The sequence below is a fragment of the Lysinibacillus zambalensis genome (genome assembly GCF_040183165.1).
Taxonomy (GTDB): Bacteria; Bacillota; Bacilli; order Bacillales_A; family Planococcaceae; genus Lysinibacillus; species Lysinibacillus zambalensis.
On the sequence record NZ_JBEGDG010000011.1, the window covers coordinates 99,458 to 116,000 of the forward strand.

General features: G+C 37.1%; 16 protein-coding genes, 1 pseudogene and 1 riboswitch. Of the genes and pseudogenes, 6 read left to right on the top strand and 11 right to left on the bottom strand.

Going from position 1 to position 16,543, the window contains the following annotated elements:
- Positions 1-284: 284 nt before the first annotated feature.
- Positions 285-1,751, bottom strand: a complete 1,467-nt coding sequence (locus ABNX05_RS15550) for an amidase (protein WP_349660556.1) — start codon at positions 1,749-1,751, stop codon at positions 285-287.
- A 131-nt stretch (positions 1,752-1,882) separates the two neighbouring features.
- Between ABNX05_RS15550 and ABNX05_RS15555 the strand changes: the two genes are divergently transcribed.
- Positions 1,883-2,614: a response regulator transcription factor gene (locus ABNX05_RS15555; RefSeq protein WP_349660557.1), complete on the top strand. Its 732-nt coding sequence runs from the start codon at positions 1,883-1,885 to the stop codon at positions 2,612-2,614.
- A 312-nt stretch (positions 2,615-2,926) separates the two neighbouring features.
- Here the strand turns inward: ABNX05_RS15555 and ABNX05_RS15560 are convergent, their stop codons facing one another.
- Complete coding sequence (locus ABNX05_RS15560) at positions 2,927-3,667, bottom strand: tetratricopeptide repeat protein (RefSeq protein ID WP_349660558.1); 741 nt, start codon at positions 3,665-3,667, stop codon at positions 2,927-2,929.
- Between the two features lie 406 nt (positions 3,668-4,073).
- Here ABNX05_RS15560 and ABNX05_RS15565 point away from each other — a divergent pair, with 406 nt between their 5' ends.
- The 3 genes from ABNX05_RS15565 (at position 4,074) to nspC (ending at position 6,874) form a co-directional block, all read left to right on the top strand.
- Positions 4,074-4,280: a hypothetical protein gene (locus ABNX05_RS15565; protein WP_197141027.1), complete on the top strand. Its 207-nt coding sequence runs from the start codon at positions 4,074-4,076 to the stop codon at positions 4,278-4,280.
- A 228-nt stretch (positions 4,281-4,508) separates the two neighbouring features.
- Positions 4,509-5,738, top strand: coding sequence for a saccharopine dehydrogenase family protein (locus tag ABNX05_RS15570; RefSeq protein WP_349660559.1), 1,230 nt, complete (start codon positions 4,509-4,511; stop codon positions 5,736-5,738).
- The gene (gene nspC / locus ABNX05_RS15575) at positions 5,735-6,874 is read left to right on the top strand and encodes a carboxynorspermidine decarboxylase (protein WP_349660560.1); all 1,140 of its coding nucleotides are present in this window, start codon (positions 5,735-5,737) and stop codon (positions 6,872-6,874) included. Before ABNX05_RS15570 ends, nspC begins: the two co-directional genes overlap by 4 nt.
- Before the next feature lie 43 nt (positions 6,875-6,917).
- Here nspC and ABNX05_RS15580 read toward each other — a convergent pair whose 3' ends face one another.
- The 4 genes and pseudogenes from ABNX05_RS15580 to ABNX05_RS15595 all read right to left on the bottom strand — a co-directional run bounded on the left by ABNX05_RS15580 (position 6,918) and on the right by ABNX05_RS15595 (position 10,452).
- Entirely contained in the window at positions 6,918-7,802 is an 885-nt protein-coding gene (locus ABNX05_RS15580; RefSeq protein WP_349660561.1) for an amidase, read from the bottom strand.
- Between the two features lie 44 nt (positions 7,803-7,846).
- A riboswitch (cyclic di-GMP riboswitch) is annotated at positions 7,847-7,936 on the bottom strand.
- A 438-nt stretch (positions 7,937-8,374) separates the two neighbouring features.
- A pseudogene (locus ABNX05_RS15585) lies at positions 8,375-8,530 on the bottom strand (DUF6366 family protein); the annotation flags it as partial.
- A 292-nt stretch (positions 8,531-8,822) separates the two neighbouring features.
- Positions 8,823-9,311 (bottom strand): chemotaxis protein CheW, encoded by a 489-nt coding sequence (locus tag ABNX05_RS15590; protein WP_053483746.1) that lies wholly within the window; start codon positions 9,309-9,311, stop codon positions 8,823-8,825.
- Between the two features lie 25 nt (positions 9,312-9,336).
- Positions 9,337-10,452 (bottom strand): M20/M25/M40 family metallo-hydrolase, encoded by a 1,116-nt coding sequence (locus ABNX05_RS15595; RefSeq protein ID WP_349660562.1) that lies wholly within the window; start codon positions 10,450-10,452, stop codon positions 9,337-9,339.
- 487 nt (positions 10,453-10,939) lie between these two features.
- Here ABNX05_RS15595 and ABNX05_RS15600 point away from each other — a divergent pair, with 487 nt between their 5' ends.
- Entirely contained in the window at positions 10,940-11,245 is a 306-nt protein-coding gene (locus ABNX05_RS15600; RefSeq protein WP_349660563.1) for a YjcN family protein, read from the top strand.
- A 131-nt stretch (positions 11,246-11,376) separates the two neighbouring features.
- Here ABNX05_RS15600 and ABNX05_RS15605 read toward each other — a convergent pair whose 3' ends face one another.
- From ABNX05_RS15605 to mce, 3 genes are all read right to left on the bottom strand, one after another.
- Positions 11,377-12,324 carry a hypothetical protein gene (locus ABNX05_RS15605; protein ID WP_349660564.1) on the bottom strand — a complete coding sequence of 316 codons (948 nt, stop codon included), beginning with the start codon at positions 12,322-12,324 and terminating at the stop codon, positions 11,377-11,379.
- Positions 12,325-12,661: 337 nt separating this feature from the next.
- A complete protein-coding gene (locus ABNX05_RS15610; protein ID WP_349660565.1) occupies positions 12,662-14,209 on the bottom strand; it encodes an acyl-CoA carboxylase subunit beta in 1,548 nt (515 codons plus the stop codon).
- Between the two features lie 5 nt (positions 14,210-14,214).
- Positions 14,215-14,628, bottom strand: coding sequence for a methylmalonyl-CoA epimerase (mce, locus tag ABNX05_RS15615; RefSeq protein ID WP_197141038.1), 414 nt, complete (start codon positions 14,626-14,628; stop codon positions 14,215-14,217).
- A gap of 125 nt (positions 14,629-14,753) precedes the next feature.
- Here mce and prli42 point away from each other — a divergent pair, with 125 nt between their 5' ends.
- Entirely contained in the window at positions 14,754-14,849 is a 96-nt protein-coding gene (gene prli42, locus ABNX05_RS15620; RefSeq protein ID WP_323647026.1) for a stressosome-associated protein Prli42, read from the top strand.
- Positions 14,850-14,869: 20 nt separating this feature from the next.
- Here prli42 and ABNX05_RS15625 read toward each other — a convergent pair whose 3' ends face one another.
- Entirely contained in the window at positions 14,870-15,847 is a 978-nt protein-coding gene (locus ABNX05_RS15625) for an aromatic acid exporter family protein (protein ID WP_349660566.1), read from the bottom strand.
- A 226-nt stretch (positions 15,848-16,073) separates the two neighbouring features.
- Complete coding sequence (locus ABNX05_RS15630; RefSeq protein WP_197141043.1) at positions 16,074-16,514, bottom strand: BrxA/BrxB family bacilliredoxin; 441 nt, start codon at positions 16,512-16,514, stop codon at positions 16,074-16,076.
- Between the last annotated feature and the right edge of the window lie 29 nt (positions 16,515-16,543).

Below are 16,543 nucleotides of genomic sequence, written 5' to 3' on the forward strand. Positions count from 1 at the left end.
TCCTATTTTTATTTGAAAATGCATATACATTTTACGTTTAAAAATAGAATTATTTGTTCATCGTCCCTTCAAATTTAGTACATTAATTGTAACATTTGGCTTCTGAAAACTCACTGATTTACTATTGTTATAATGAAATATATAACAACAATCGCATATAAACATAGTATGGAGAACGGTATAAGTTAGTTCAGGAACTATTAAGAACGTTAATTAAATGGAGCATCGTGCATGTCTGTAAAATTGCAAAAAGTAGGTACAAGAAAAAATCTTGTACCTACTTTTTATGTTGTTGCAATTTCCACAACTTCTGCACCCACATGTACGGGTGGTTTTCGATCTTTCCATGGAGCTGATTCTTCTAATTGTTTTCCAAGCTGTAAAAGGGTTAACTCATCGGCGAAGCGTCCTGTGAATTGTAGCCCGATTGGTAAGCCAGACGCACTCATTGCGAGTGGTAATGATAATGATGGTTGACCTGTTGCGTTAAACAAATTGGTAAACGGCGCGTATGTGAAAATCTGCTCTGTCCATTCAATTGCCGAGATATTAGGATTATTTGCATTTAGCTCGCCAATTTTCGCTGGTAATGTGCCGATTGTTGGACTTAAAAGAACATCATAATCTTCAAAGAATGTCGCTACTTGACGTGATACGAGTGCATTCGTATTAATTGCTTCTAAAAGTGCGCTAGCTTTTAAGTTTTTGCCATATTCATAGCATTGCCAAATGGCTGCTTCAATAGTATCGCGTGATGGAGTTTTACCTGTTAATTCTGCTGCCCCCACAATCATTTTATAAATATTCGCTGTCCAAATATTTACCGTTGCGCGTGAAAATGGTGCTTCTTCGTAAGCTGGTCGAGCTTCGACTACTTCATGTCCTAATTCTTCTAATAATTTTACGGCCTTATGTACGGCCTCGATACATTCCGGATCAACGAATGCACCAGAATTTGTTTCTGTTGTCCAGGCGATTTTCAGTGGACGTACCTTTTGCTGAATCGCTTGACTGTAAGGCATTTCTGGGCTTTGAATAATCGAGTAGCATCCTAAGTCTGGCCCAGCTACTTGGTCCAGTAATGTAGCGGTATCACGAATGGTTTTTGTTTGTGCAAATTCAATTGCTAGCCCATTTAATGCCTCACTATTATAAGGCCCCATTGGCACGCGACCACGTGAAGGCTTTAAGCCAACGATACCACTACATGATGCAGGAATACGAATGGATCCGCCTCCATCATTACCATGCGCGATTGGAACGATACCACTTGCGACTGAAGCAGCTGCACCGCCACTTGATCCACCAGGGCTATGTTCTAGGTTCCATGGGTTACGTGTTGGACCATAAATGACAGCTTCTGTTGCAGCATTATAGCCAAACTCTGGCGTTGTGGTTGTACCGCTTAACACAAGACCAGCGTTTTTAAAACGTTTCATTAATTCGCTATCGACAGACATTACAGCATTTTCAGCAACACGACTGCCCATACTATGTGGCACACCTTCCGCATGCAGCACAACTTCTTTAATTAAAAATGGGACGCCTGCGAATGGTTGATTATCATTTAAAGTTGGAATCGCTTTGTCAGCATGTTCCTCTAACACACTGGCAACGGCATTAATCGAAGGGTTAACTTTTTCAATACCTTGTAACGCTAATTTTGTAAGTTCTTGTGGTGTCACTTGCTTTGTTTTTACTAACTCCGCTAATCCAAGACCGTCATATGATGCGTATTCCTGTAAATTCATCTGATCACCTCGTTAAAATTTTGACTTACAAATTCATCTTAAATTGAAATAATAAAAATCGATATTACCCAAAAGGATAATTTGTTTCGAACGAGAATATATGAGTCTAATAGAGAAAAGGAGGAATTATTTTGTATGAGCAAAAAGAGGTGGAGTTTTTATTAGAAACAACGTTTAGGATTTCGAATATGAATATGCAACAAACAAGTGGAGACTTTAAATTGAATATGTTGCAAGTGTTGAGTGAATGTTTTCAATATGAACATACTATATTTTGGGAAGTAGCAGATGGGGAATTACATGAACAGCCTGTCTGTTTCAATGTAGAGACATATACGATACAAAATTATTTACATGAATTTAAATATTATGATCCTTTACACCCAGTGAATATGAAAAACCAACCCGATATTCAATTAATGCAACGAAATGAAGCAATATCAAAGAAGAAAAAGCGATATTATGTTGAGCGCTTTTTACAAAAAAATGATTTTATCGATGAAATGGTTATGTATCTGTATAATCAGCAAATGCCAACAGCGGCTATTGGCTTTTTACGAAAAGAAGGAGAATTACCCTTTACAGCACAGGATAGTCAAAAGCTATCATATGTAAAGCGGATGATTGAAAATGTTTATTTATTACATCAATATGTTCAGCCAGGCGAGTCATTGCAAATTACACAACGTGAAAAAGAGTTGTTAATATATTTATGTAAGGGCTTTAAAAATGCTGAAATTGCTAGGTTTTTATATGTCAGTGAAAATACAGTAAAGAAGCATCTGCAAAATCTGTATCGAAAATTTCAAGTAACTTCCCGAACGCAACTTGCTTTAAAATATTCAGAAAGCTTTCGAACATAATAATAAGATGTCGGTAATCGATAAAAACCGAGTGCTATTTTAACCAAAATACTGCTGAACAAAGAGCTGGACTTTCATGAAAAGATATATTTGATATGATTCAATTAATTAAATAATAATAAACAAGGCAAAGGTTTCATGATCAATCTCTACCTTGTTTATTATCTAATTATGCTATTTCTATTGATATTTAATAATCATTTCCCCACCCGTTACAGTAAATCCACCTAACAGGCTTGAATTGTACCTTTATTTCAATAAATCTATTTTTTAATCATGCAACTTTTAGGACAACTTCTCTTCTCATCCGTCTTATAGCATTTGTTTTTTCCATTGCGACAGCACGTCATTGGATTTCGCAATGTCCACTTTTAATGAAACCTGTTTATTTGAGCAACGTTTCTTAGCCTTTTCCCAAGCTTCTTCTAGAGCAGGTAAATAGCTTAAATTTTTTGTAGCTGCGACAAGCTGTAAAAAAATATTCCCTTGAATATAGTACCAGCGAGGGTTCATACTATCTAGTTGAATTGCCTCTTCAATAAGACGTAGTGCCAAATACGGACTGCCTTCATTGCGGTTCAAAAACTGTGCGAAAGCTCCCCAGTAAAGAGCTTTATTTGGTTGTAGTTTTATCGCTTCCGCATATTGCACAAGTGCTTTGTCATGCTCCTTAGCAAGAGCAAAATATTCGGCCATTGTATAGTAAGCATTCGCTTGTGCCTCTGCCGATCCAACCATCAATTCATCAACTACTTTACCAAATTGCTTTTCATCCTCACTTCCTATGTATGCAGCGAGTACATCACGCTCTAGATAAGATCCATCTGTTCGTTCAACACTTTGCTTCATTTTTTCAGCAGTAGGAATAGGCATATTTGCATAACCGTTCGCTTCCAACAATGCGACGTGCTGTTGAATGGTTGAACATGATTCATGTTCTGAAAACGCACTATTAGCTATAAGTGCTTTGGCTAATTGATAGCTTTCTTTCACATGACCATTTATAAATAATTCATTGATTTGTTGAACTTGCTCATCAAATTGATTGATCACTATATAAATCCTCACCTTCACAAAAGAAAAATCTTATAAGTATTTTACCATCTTTAAATCTAAAACAAACTAAATAGCAATAATTTTTCTATAATTCTATCAATTGTTTAGCACTATCTTTATAGAAAGACCATAATACTAGAAGTTAATCTTCGTTAATACTTGGTGACTCATCGGGGATCAGCAATAGAGGAACGTGCGAAAGCGAAGCGACAGCAACAATGTTTTTTCTGTGCGAAAGCGAAGCGACAGCAACAATAAAGCGCCCAGTCGGAACAGAAATCAACCCTACGTTTTAGTGATAAGCCTCAAAATCAAAAAGGGTTTGATAAAGTTCTGAATTATGAGATAATTGAAGTATATTTTCATTTTTGAGGCATGTAAACTGTAAATAGGAGGGCTTACTTTGAATAGACGATTGCATTTTGTATCACTTATTATCGGAAATTTGTTAACACTAGGAGCTATTTTCATATATGCTATGCAAAGTCAAGTGGATGTGGCCCTCAGCACATACGCCCTTGTGATGGGGTTCTTAAGCACATCACTACTAATCTTTTTTTATTTATGGGGGGATGAAAAACAACAAATTTCGAATCGTTTTTCTAAATAAGTCGGGTGATTTAAAATAAACAAATTTCCCCTTCTCTACAGTTAGTAGTTTGGGGATTTTTTTCATGAAAAGCTTCTTTTTTTGTGGTATTCCCCTCTGAATACGACTAATTATTGTTGAAAAATAAAAAATTTTGTAGAAAATTTAAAAAGAATGATTGAGTAGTGATTCAATTTTCTGTATAATCAGCTTGTTTGACAATACTTATTTGAACTTGGGGGTAGACAATTGGGTAAAGCATTGATTATAGGAGCTGGCGGAGTAGCCAGTGTTGTGGTACACAAGTGTGTTCAAAATTCGGACGTATTTGAGGAGATTTGTATCGCAAGTAGAACTGTTTCAAAATGTGACGCTCTAAAAGAAAAACTAGACGGCGGAAAAACAAAGATTCATACTGCACAGGTAGACGCAGACAATACGGAAGAGGTTATTGAGCTTATTAAAGCCTTTGGACCAGAAGTTGTTATTAATGTGGCACTACCTTATCAAGACTTAACGATTATGGATGCTTGCTTAGCGACGGGTGTACACTATGTGGATACTGCAAACTACGAGCCACCTGAAACGGCAAAATTTGAATATAAATGGCAATGGGCTTATAAAGAGAAGTTCGAAAAAGCCGGCTTAACTGCTTTACTTGGTAGCGGTTTTGACCCAGGCGTAACGGGCGTTTTCACAGCTCATGCACAAAAACACGAATTTGATGAAATCCACTACATTGATATTGTGGATGCAAATGCTGGTGATCACGGTTACCATTTCGCAACAAACTTCAACCCAGAAATCAACATTCGTGAAATTACAGCGAATGGTCGTTACTGGAAAGAAGGTGAGTGGGTTGAAACTGCACCACTTGAGAAAAAAGAGGTTTATAACTTACCAGAAATCGGACCAAAAGATATTTACCTTTTATACCATGAAGAACTAGAATCACTTGCTAAAAACATTAAAGGCTTAAAGCAAATCCGTTTCTGGATGACATTCTCTGAAAAATACTTAACTCACTTAAAAGTATTAGAGAATGTTGGTATGACTTCTATCGAGCCTATCGAATTTGAAGGACAAATGATTCAACCAATTCACTTCCTTAAAGCTGTACTACCTGATCCAGCATCACTTGGACCACGTACAAAAGGAAAAACTAACATCGGTTGTATTATTCGCGGTCTAAAAGATGGTAAGGAAAAAACTTATTATGTGTACAATGTATGTGACCACGAAGAATGCTATAAAGAAGTTGGTTCACAGGCAATTTCCTATACAACTGGTGTACCAGCAATGATTGGTGCAATGCTAGTGATGAACGGTCAATGGCGTAAACCTGGCGTTTGGAATGTCGAAGATTTCAATCCAGATCCATTCATGGATGCACTAAATACATGGGGTCTACCATGGCAAGAAAGCCATAACCCAGAATTACTTGACCTAGAGTTAGATGCAAAGGAATTAAATCGATGAAGCCAATTGATTTCTCAAAAGTTCCGTCCCCTTCTTACGTAGTGGATGAACGATTATTAACAAAAAATCTAGAACTTTTAAAATCGATTCAAGATCGAACAGGCTGCCGTATTTTACTTGCCTTAAAAGGGTTTTCTATGCATTCAACATTCCCTTTAGTGGGTGAATATTTAGCAGGGATTACGTCTAGCTCATTATTTGAAGCGCAACTTGGCTATGAAAAAATGGGTAAAGAAGTTCACGTTTATGCACCAGCTTACGTGGAGCATGAAATGGACGAACTACTTGGCTATGTTGATCATATTGTGTTTAATTCATTTAACCAATGGAACCAGTATAAGAACAAAGTAAAATCTGCTGGTAAAACAATTGAATGTGGTATTCGTATCAATCCTGAGTACTCTGAAATTGAAACAGCACTTTACGACCCTTGCTACACGAATTCTCGTCTTGGCACAACTTTAGCCAACTTCGACAAGTCACAGCTTGACGGTATTGATGGCTTACACTTCCATGCGATGTGTGAGCAAAACTCAGATACGTTAGAGCGTATTATACAAGTTGTCGAAGAAAAATTTGGTGATGTCTTACATCAAATGAAATGGTTAAACTTTGGTGGAGGTCACCATATTACTCGTGAGGATTATGATGTAGAAAAGCTTGTAAATATCATTAATTACATTCAAGACAAGTATAACCTTCTCGTATATTTAGAGCCAGGTGAAGCTGTTGCACTTAATACAGGTTATTTAGTAGCAACTGTCCTTGATATACAGAAAAACGGTATGGACTTAGCAATTTTAGATACATCGGCAACTTGCCATATGCCAGATGTTCTAGAAATGCCATACCGTCCAATGATTATCGGTTCAGGTCACCCAAATGAACTAGCTCACACATATCGCTTAGGCGGGCTTACTTGTCTTGCAGGTGATGTAATTGGCGATTATTCATTTGAACAACCTTTACAACCAGGCGATCGTCTAGTATTTACAGATATGGCGCATTACTCAATGGTGAAAAATCATATGTTTAATGGTGTAAACCTTCCATCCATCGTTTCTTATAACGATGAAGAAGGCATTAAAGTCATTCGTAAATTTAAATTTGAAGACTATAGCGGCCGACTTTCATAATACCAAAGATAATCCTCTCCAACTTATCGCTGGAGAGGATTTTTTACGGCTTCATATTCATCCAACTATCAACATGATGAATGGCAAAACCATTATAGCTTGTTTTATTGGCATACTGTTTATGAACTTGTGCTAACTGTTTATTCATATAGGCTTCTCCATCATCATAGAAGGTAATATTTTTCCCTTCATTAGAGGCTCCTGTTTCCACACCAATAACAATTGATTTGTTTACTTTTTTGGCATAATCTATTTCATGTTCAACAATTTTAATAATATCTTTAGCAGCATCTCGATAAGCCATTATTGAAACACTTTCCACTTGGTCAATGACCCAGTTCGCTAATAAACCTTGACCAAATTGGTTATTATATGAGACTTCGTCAAACCAAAATGGCATATCTGTTTCTAAAGGCAATTGTAATTGCTCAGTACTCCCTTTGGCTCTAGTGAGGAGCGCTTGATAGGATTCAATTGTTTTTTCTTGGTTCGAGCTCCAACCACTATTTAAGTAAGGCTCCACATCGAGATGAACTCCAGAAAATTGCTCTGTTACTGCTGCATTTTCATTATATGATTGTATCCAATCAAACAGCTGATCCTGCATTTTATAGCCATCTGCTGATACCCAGCTTGCAGAACCATCCAACGCATATACTTTTATACCTTTTGTCGTAGCTTTATTGATAAAACTTTTGTAATCGTTACTTTCTATATCACTATTAATTTGTAAATATAATTTCTTTACTTGTTTGCCTTCTAAAAATGAGAGTACCCCTGATTCATCTTCAACAATCTTTGTCGTATCCCATAACCAAGTAGCCTTATCTTGCATGGACTTTGCGTCAACCTTTCCCATTGTTAATCCTAGCACACTTACAATTGTTACTATAAAAACAATAATTGTTTTTAATAGTGAACGTACCATATAATCACATCTCCATTCTATTTGCCGAGGCTCATAGAACAGAACCTGGCAACCTGACGATCATGCACTAAAAATAGTGTTTAGACTCACGGCTTTGCGTCCTTCCCTTTCGGTGAAGTTTGCCTTTTACAGTAGTTATAAATGCGCTTATAAGTACGTACAAAAACGCTCGTATAACCATGTACATTTTTGCTCACCAATGTATATTACAACTTTACTTGGAGTGGCGAGCATGATAGCCTTTTTCGGCTAGCCAGCCCTTGTAGTAGCTGGGTTTTGGCTGCCGATTCATGCGAGTAGAGGTCTCCAAGTCAAGTTGTAATTATTCATACACATGAATAGAGAAGTACATTTTGAGCGAAAGTGTACATGTTTAGACAAGCAAAAATGTACATCTCGATGCGGACATTTATAGTAGTTTTCTTCCCTTACATAATACGACGTTAAAACGAAGATGTCTGTAGGTATTACGCATAAATTTTATTAACAACTTTCAACTAGAAAAAAAGAACACAGGTTATTTTTACTATATCAACATATAAACATAGAAGAGATTATCTATAAATATTCCTTTAACTGAAAAACAATTTATACGTAATGTATCCTATAAATAACACTAAAATTAATACTAGCGTTTCTTTCCAACCCATACCATTTAAATCCCCACTACTCCCCCTATTTACCCCATCGTTTAAAGCACCCGTAGGATTGTTTTTTAATTCATTTTGTCTTAAATTCTCTCATCCATGTGACGAATACCTCCCAAAATAATTATTTAATTATTTACGAAATATATCTTCTGAAGATGAGGTCTTGTAGATAGAGGACCTCAGACTAAGTCCACGGCACCTCTCCCCCCCTCAGTAACCGTCGTAACAGAAACCACCTTTGTTTTGACGATGAACTTCAAGACACTGGCAGAAAAAAGTTAAAAAAGAGACAGAATCACATATTTGTAATTCTGTCTAGACCATCCACTTTGATGTGTATTATTGAATTAATTTTTTAGCTTTATAAAACTCAAGCCTCTACGTTTTCTTTTTCATTTTCAAGCATTTTGTGCAAATAATTAATTATTTCACGTATACCTTCTAATGAATTCACAAGTATTTTCGGGTCAACGTAAGTAATCATACGATTTTCTAGATTTGCCACAGCTGTAAAGTAGCGTGTTTTTGAATAATTTACTAGTCCCATCTGTTTTAATACCGACTCATCAAAATCAAGAATTTCACGAGCTTCTGTGACAAGTAATCCATAATTCACAACATCCGTGTTCAACACAATAATACGTGCTGTTGCAGCATTAGAGGAACGATTATAAAGAATACGCTCAAAATCAAGCACTGGCACAAGCTCGCCACGAATTCTTGTGAAACCTAGAAGATAATTAGGTAAATGAGGAATCGGTGTTACTTGCTCTAACTTTTCAATCGAAATCGCTTGCTCCACAGGCACTGCGTATTCCTCTGTACCACAAGCAAAAACTACTGCCTTCACACTTTCCATGCGGTCACATCCTTCGGTTCTGTTGTTATTTTTTCGCAGATTCTTTTACGATTTCAACAAGTAAATCTGCTAATTTTTCTAATTCTTCTACTGGGATCTTTTCATTTGTTGTATGAATGTCCTCGTATCCAACTGAAAGATTGACTGTAGGGATGCCAAAACCTGCAATAACATTAGCATCGGAACCTCCGCCTGAAATACCTAGCTTTGGTGTGCGATCGATGTTCTGTGCAGCTGCGATCGCTACTTGAACAACTTTATCTGATTCTGTTACACGGAATCCAGGATACATTAGCTTTACTTCAACTTCTGCCTTTGCCCCTAATGAAGCAGCAACTTGCTCAAACGTCTCCTGCATATGCTGAGTCTGTGCATCTAACTTCGCTTTGTCGATTGAACGAGCTTCTGCAAGAATCGTTACTTCATCACACACAATATTTGTTGCCTGACCACCTTCAAAACGACCAATATTTGCTGTTGTTTCTTCATCTAATCGACCTAGCTTCATTTTTGCAATACATTTAGAAGCAACCGTAATCGCTGAAATTCCTTTTTCTGGTGCAACACCAGCATGCGCTGTTTTACCAATTATTTTAACGGAAAGTTTCGCTTGGAATGGAGCTGCTGTGACAATTCCTCCTACTTTACCATCACTGTCGACAGCAAAGCCATATTTCGCCTTAATTTTAGATGGATCTAACTCTTTAGCGCCAACAAGGCCACTTTCCTCGCCAGCTGTAATAATAAATTCAATATCACCGTGTTCGATATTTTGCTCTTTTAAGCGTTTAGCCATTTCAAATAATGCAGCGATACCAGCTTTGTCATCAGCACCTAAAATAGTTGTACCATCTGAAACAATATAGCCATCTTCACGAAGAGATGGTTTAATCCCTTTACCTGGGACAACTGTATCCATATGAGAAGTAAAATAAATTGGTTCGATATCTAATGAACCTTTTAGCGTAGCAAGTATATTACCTGCTCCATGCCCGTTTCTAGTATGTGCATCATCTTGTTCTACTGTAAAACCAAGCGCTGTTAGTTTGTCGACTAAAACCGGCGCAATCACTTGTTCATATTTTGTTTCTGAATCGATTTGTACGAGCTCAAAAAACTCTTCTACTAAACGACTTGTCATGTTGTAGGACTCCCTTAGTTTACGTGTTTTTCCACGTCATAGTTATCTTCTATATTTTAGCACACTGCTGCGTTTGGGAAAATAAAACGATTACATTGTTTTTCAATTGATGGTTGTAATTACCCACTTCTATTCGATTCGCAAATTATATACAGGTGAAAATCCTGATAATTTTGGAAGCACCTTGTTTCAGATTGAAAGGAAATGAGCACTTAACATATATATAAACGGCTGAACAAATATAGAATGGACAGTTCGATGACTAACATGACAAATCATGTTTTCGTTATCTTCATAACGTACTGGTCAGAACCGTTCATGAATTCACACTGCTCACCTCAAGGAAACGAATAGATTGAAATGTAAATCACCAAGAATTTAAAAGTATTATTTATCTGGTAGTTAGGTTTTTAAATGAACTTTGTAATGGAAAATTACGTTAAAATATTTTATAGATTATTAACGTCAATTTTTTTGGAGTGGTGACTTGAAGAAAAAAGTTATAGTTATTGTATCTTTGTTGGTTGTAATTATATTGTTGCATTCAACACCCAGTATGGCATTAAGAACACATATATTTTTTATGGGTTATCCAAAGGCCGCAATTTCTTCAGGAATTATTGAAGATAAAGAACATAATGAAGTAAATAAAGATAAATTTGCCGAATTAAATGCCAAAGCGTACTCCCTAACAAATCCTCCAATAGAAAAAGCTACTCATGGCGAATTAAGAAACTTTCTCGTGAGGAAATTTGGCTTTTTACATTTTGCAGATTACTACGGTGATACTTAAAAACGTTCGTCAGTCAAACGAGGACTTTACACAAAAAAAACGCTCAAATTACTGAGCGTTTTTTTCTCCCGATCAACCGAACCCGTTAGAAAAAGGGAAAATCTTTTCACAGTTTACTTTACATCTACGTTTTAAAAGATCGCTTCTTTTTCTTTTTGCAGAGACTGCAAATAATCATCTGCCTTGTTATGTTTATCCTGTAGACGCAAAATTGTATTATGTACATCATCTTGTACACGAGATACCTGATCTCTTGCAGTGGATATTTTAGAATGGACAGACCAAGCTGAAAAAATATCATCAAAGAAATAGTCCGCAAATTTCACAAATCCATCTGTATCAACTTGTAATGATTTCGTTGACATATCATGTACATCCAGCAGTTCATTATGGAAGCGTTGTAACGCAATTTGAGCATTGTGAAGATAATTTTCGGTCTTATCCAGTGCATCATGCTTTAAATGCGTAACAAAGAATCCTCCACCAAAAAACGTATCCCAAGTTGAATACCCATTAGCGGAATGCAATGACTCTGCTGCTTGTCCAAGCTTAGTAAGTGCTGTTTCACCAGCCGCTTCTGCTTCCTTTATCTCTATCAGTAGTTGTTTCGTAAGCAGTTCCTCATGAGCTAATTGTTCAAGTCTTTTTGCCTGCTCAGGCTCATAGATTTGTAAGTAGCCTTTCTTTTTAGCATTTAATTGGCTTAAAGCTTCTTGTAACTCTTGTTCATTAATTTGAGAAAGTTTGGTGTTTATTTGCCCCAAATCATGTGTCAAATCAACATCCATCTTCTTTGCTTCATTTATTTTTAATTCAAGAATAGCTGCCTTATCAATTTTTTCTACACGTAGCTCATCTTGTTGCCCTGTCCACGTACGAATCATATTCATAAAAGAAAAGCCTTCTAACTTATCGAGTCTCAAACGAATTTGATTGAGTGCTTTAGAATGTTTGTCAATTTCCTGTTGGGCATGCCCGATTTGCTGTTCAATTAATACCTTTTGTTCACTTAATCTACTGGCAGTTCTTAATTGTGCATGTATTATTCCTTGCTCTTTTTGTAATTGTTTCCATTCCATTCATCTCAACTCCTCATACATATATGTACGGATGAAATGCAAATATGTTTCAATTATCTGTTATTAATAATTAATCTATTATTATTAAGCGTGTTTATTAACCGTTTTTATCCTAATTAGAAGGCTCTGATTTCCTCTACAGGCTACTCGCTTTCCTGCGGGAGTCGAGTAGCCCTACGCTACAATCAGTTAAAATAGGCAACATTAGCAAAATATCAACAAAAAAATCCTCTTATCAGCCAATAATAAACCTATATTTTCCTATTCAATACGACTGTTTTATTATCTAAAGTAGAAAAGCCTAGGAATCCGAATGGATACTAGGCTTGTACAATTGTTATAGAGGAATATTTCCGTGTTTTTTCTCTGGACGCGTTTCGTGTTTGTTCGCTAACATATCTAGCCCTTGAATTAGCTTAATACGTGTATCACGTGGATCGATAACATCGTCCACCATACCGCGAGATGCCGCAACGTATGGGTTTGCGAATTTTTCTTTATATTCTTCAATTTTCGCTGCACGAGTTGCTTCTGGATCTTCTGATTTGGCAATTTCACGCGCGAAGATAATATTAGCTGCACCTGCCGCACCCATAACAGCAATTTCTGCATTAGGCCAAGCAAATACTAAATCAGCCCCAATTGATTTAGAGTTAAGCGCAACGTACGCACCGCCGTATGCTTTACGAAGAATCACAGTAATTTTTGGTACAGTTGCTTCTGAGTATGCATAAAGAATTTTCGCTCCGTGACGGATAATACCACCATGCTCTTGTTTAACGCCTGGGAAGAAACCAGAAACGTCTTCAAATGTGATGATTGGTATATTGTAAGCATCACAAGTACGAATGAAACGAGCAGCCTTGTCTGAAGAATCAATATCTAACCCACCGGCTAATACTTTAGGTTGGTTACATACAAGACCAACTGATTCACCAGCAATACGCGCAAAACCAACTACTACGTTTTTTGCAAATTCTGAATGCACTTCCATAAATGAACCTTCGTCCACGATTTGCTCGACTACTTTACGAACATCATAAGGACGAGTTGTTTCGATTGGTACCGTATCCACGATTTCTGGACGATAGTCGTCACCCTCTGGACGTGCCTGGCGTGGAGCTTTTTCTTTATTATTTTGTGGTAAGTAGCCTAATAGTTTCTTAATTTGATCAATAGCTGTTTCTTCAGAAGGTGCGCGGAAGTGTGCGTTACCACTTATAGCGTTGTTTACTTTAGAACCACCTAAATCTTCAGCAGAAATTTTTTCACCTGTTACCGTTTCGATAACTTTAGGTCCTGTAATAAACATTTGAGATGTTTTATCAACCATTAGAATGAAGTCTGTAATTGCTGGAGAATATACCGCCCCACCAGCACATGGTCCCATGATAACTGAGATTTGCGGAATTACCCCAGAGTAGATTGCATTACGATAGAAAATATGACCATAACCATCAAGTGAAAGTACGCCCTCTTGAATACGAGCACCACCTGAATCATTAATACCGATAAATGGTGTACCATTTTTTGCTGCTAGATCCATTACTGTTGCCATTTTTTTGGCGTGCATTTCACCAAGCGCTCCACCAAATACTGTGAAGTCTTGAGAGAATAAGTATACTGGACGTCCATTAATTTTACCGAAACCAGTTACTACTCCGTCGCCAGGACCTTCCATCTTGTCCATGCCAAAGTCTACTGTACGGTGTGTAATGAATGGGTTGATCTCGAAAAATGTACCTTCGTCTAGTAATAATTCAATACGCTCACGAGCAGTTAATTTGCCTTTATCATGTTGCTTCTCGATGCGCTCATAGCCGCCACCAAGTTCAATTACTGTCTTACGGTCATACAACTCATTAATTTTGTCGAACATATCCATACTGATCACTTATCCCCTTTTCCACTTTTATCGCATAACTCATATAACACACCGAAAGATGATTTCGGGTGCATGAAAGCAACCTCTGCACCACCAGCACCTGGTCCTGGCTCTTCTGATAAAAGACGTACACCTTTTTCACGAAGCTCAGCCATACGCTCACGAATCCCCGTTACACCGAAAGCTACATGGTGAATACCTTCTCCACGTTTTTCGATGAATCCATGAATAGTACTTTTTTCACTCATCGGTTCTAATAACTCAATTTTTACATTACCCGCATCTATGAATGCAACACGAACCTGTTGAGATTCTACTTCTTCCACTTTTAGCAGCTTTAAGCCTAAAGTTTCTGTATAATATGTAATGCGTTCATCAAGATTGCGGACCGCAATCCCAATATGATCTACTTTCTCCATGGTGACATCTCCTTCTGTTATGGTACATAATCTATTTTACAGACTTTTTCGTCAAAACTCTACTACTTGAGAAATTTTTCAGATTTGCTAAACTATTTATAAGAAAAGAAGGAGCGAACGAGCATATGAGTAATAAAAAATTTCAAAAAATCGTAGTTTATACTATGGTCGCGATCATGGTAATTTCAACTCTAGCATTCGGCCTATCGATGATAGTTTAATGAAAGGCTAGGCGTCCGCATTACTGCGGGCGCTTTTTCTTTACCTTTATTCCCTTAAAAGACTGCTTTATTTCTAAATATCGATCCATTTCCTCAATAAATTGATAAAGTGCCGCTTGTGCTAAAAATTGCTCATGATTTTTCGGCAATGGTAATTGGGCGAAATCTACCTTTACTTGCTCTAATTTTTCTCTAAAATGACTAGCCGTATTTCCTGAATGAACATGTTCACCGAGGTCTTGTAAAAAGTCAGCAACGATCACAGCCTCTTGTACTATAACAGGAAGCGCCGTTATTTTAGGCAGAACTCGATCTATAATTTCCAGCTGCTGTTCACGCATATCAAAATACACGTAGTAGTCATTTTCTCGCCTCGTAAAATGATTTTCAACATCTTTAAACGCTAGGGATTTTGCACTATTCAACACTTTAATTGCTTCAATAATTTCCTGCCCATCCCACAATGTATCGCCTTCTCTTAAATAGTTGGCAATTTCTAAAAAAATCTTACTGTAAAGTTCCTCAATTTTAACTCGATAGTAATTTAATTCCTTTTGAATGTCTGGCATATACATATTTATAGCTATTCCCGTCCCATAACCAATTGCCATTAATGCGAATTCATTATAAACAAGCGCTAATGAAAAGCTTTTAGCTGCATATATATGCATGATAATAACTGCACTAGAGACAAAGCCATCCGCTACCCTTAATGACACGATTGTTGGTATAAAAATGAGTAGCATACCTGCTAATGCAAGTGGATGATAGGAAAATAGCTCAAAGCTCAAAAATGCATAAAACATTGCGATAATACTTGCGACAAATCGTGTATAAGCAGCATGAAGAGATTTTTTCTTCGTTGGCTGTACACATAATATTGTTAGAATACCAGCAGATGCATAAGAAGCTAATTCAAAGTATTGGGCAATGGCAATAGCGAGTGCTGCGCCAAATGCCGTTTTTAATGTACGATAGCCGATTGAAAACTTCTTCAAGTCGACTGCCTCCTATCTTTTAGTACTCTACTTATTTTATTCAATTTAAAGAAAACTATAAGCTAATCGTTTAGCCAATATTACAAAAATTCTAAATGCAATTCTACTGAAATCAGTGGAGAAAGCGATGCTAATCGGAGAATTTTTTAGTAGTAAGACTCCGCAGACATTTTATAGCCTGCGGAGTTTTCTGCTAAATGAATAGCATTTCTATAATTGAATAAAATTAAAGTTCGTCGCAGTATTCCTCAAAGTTTGCTTGTAAGTTTGTTACTACTGACATTGGGTCATGACCTTCAATTTCATAGCGTCCAACTTCTGCTACTACTTGTCCATCCTTTAATAACACAAATGATGGGGATGATGGTAAATGATCTTCACCGAAGTGATAACGAGCAGCTGCAGTTGCTTCTTTATCTTGACCAGCAAACACCGTTACAAGATGATCTGGACGTTTATCGTAATGTACGCATTGTGCTGCTGATGGACGTGCAATACCTCCTGCACAGCCGCATACTGAGTTTACCATGACTAATGTTGTACCTGGGCGAGCAAACGCCTCTTCAACAGCTTCAGGCGTGCGAAGTTGCTCATAACCAGCAGCCTCAATTTCTGCACGTGCTGTTTTTAAAATTTCTTGCATAAATAAATCGTAATCCATATTCATATAGCGATAGCTCCTTTCAAGATCGCGTC

Excerpts from the sequence above, each read along its gene's own strand:
- ABNX05_RS15550 (WP_349660556.1), bottom strand. The coding sequence starts at position 1,751 with ATGAATTTACAGGAATACGCATCATATGACGGTCTTGGATTAGCGGAG.
- nspC (WP_349660560.1), top strand. The coding sequence starts at position 5,735 with ATGAAGCCAATTGATTTCTCAAAAGTTCCGTCCCCTTCTTACGTAGTG.
- ABNX05_RS15580 (WP_349660561.1), bottom strand. The coding sequence starts at position 7,802 with ATGGTACGTTCACTATTAAAAACAATTATTGTTTTTATAGTAACAATT.
- ABNX05_RS15590 (WP_053483746.1), bottom strand. The coding sequence starts at position 9,311 with ATGGAAAGTGTGAAGGCAGTAGTTTTTGCTTGTGGTACAGAGGAATAC.
- ABNX05_RS15595 (WP_349660562.1), bottom strand. The coding sequence starts at position 10,452 with ATGACAAGTCGTTTAGTAGAAGAGTTTTTTGAGCTCGTACAAATCGAT.
- ABNX05_RS15605 (WP_349660564.1), bottom strand. The coding sequence starts at position 12,324 with ATGGAATGGAAACAATTACAAAAAGAGCAAGGAATAATACATGCACAA.
- ABNX05_RS15610 (WP_349660565.1), bottom strand. The coding sequence starts at position 14,209 with ATGGATATGTTCGACAAAATTAATGAGTTGTATGACCGTAAGACAGTA.
- mce (WP_197141038.1), bottom strand. The coding sequence starts at position 14,628 with ATGGAGAAAGTAGATCATATTGGGATTGCGGTCCGCAATCTTGATGAA.
- prli42 (WP_323647026.1), top strand. The coding sequence starts at position 14,754 with ATGAGTAATAAAAAATTTCAAAAAATCGTAGTTTATACTATGGTCGCG.
- ABNX05_RS15630 (WP_197141043.1), bottom strand. The coding sequence starts at position 16,514 with ATGAATATGGATTACGATTTATTTATGCAAGAAATTTTAAAAACAGCA.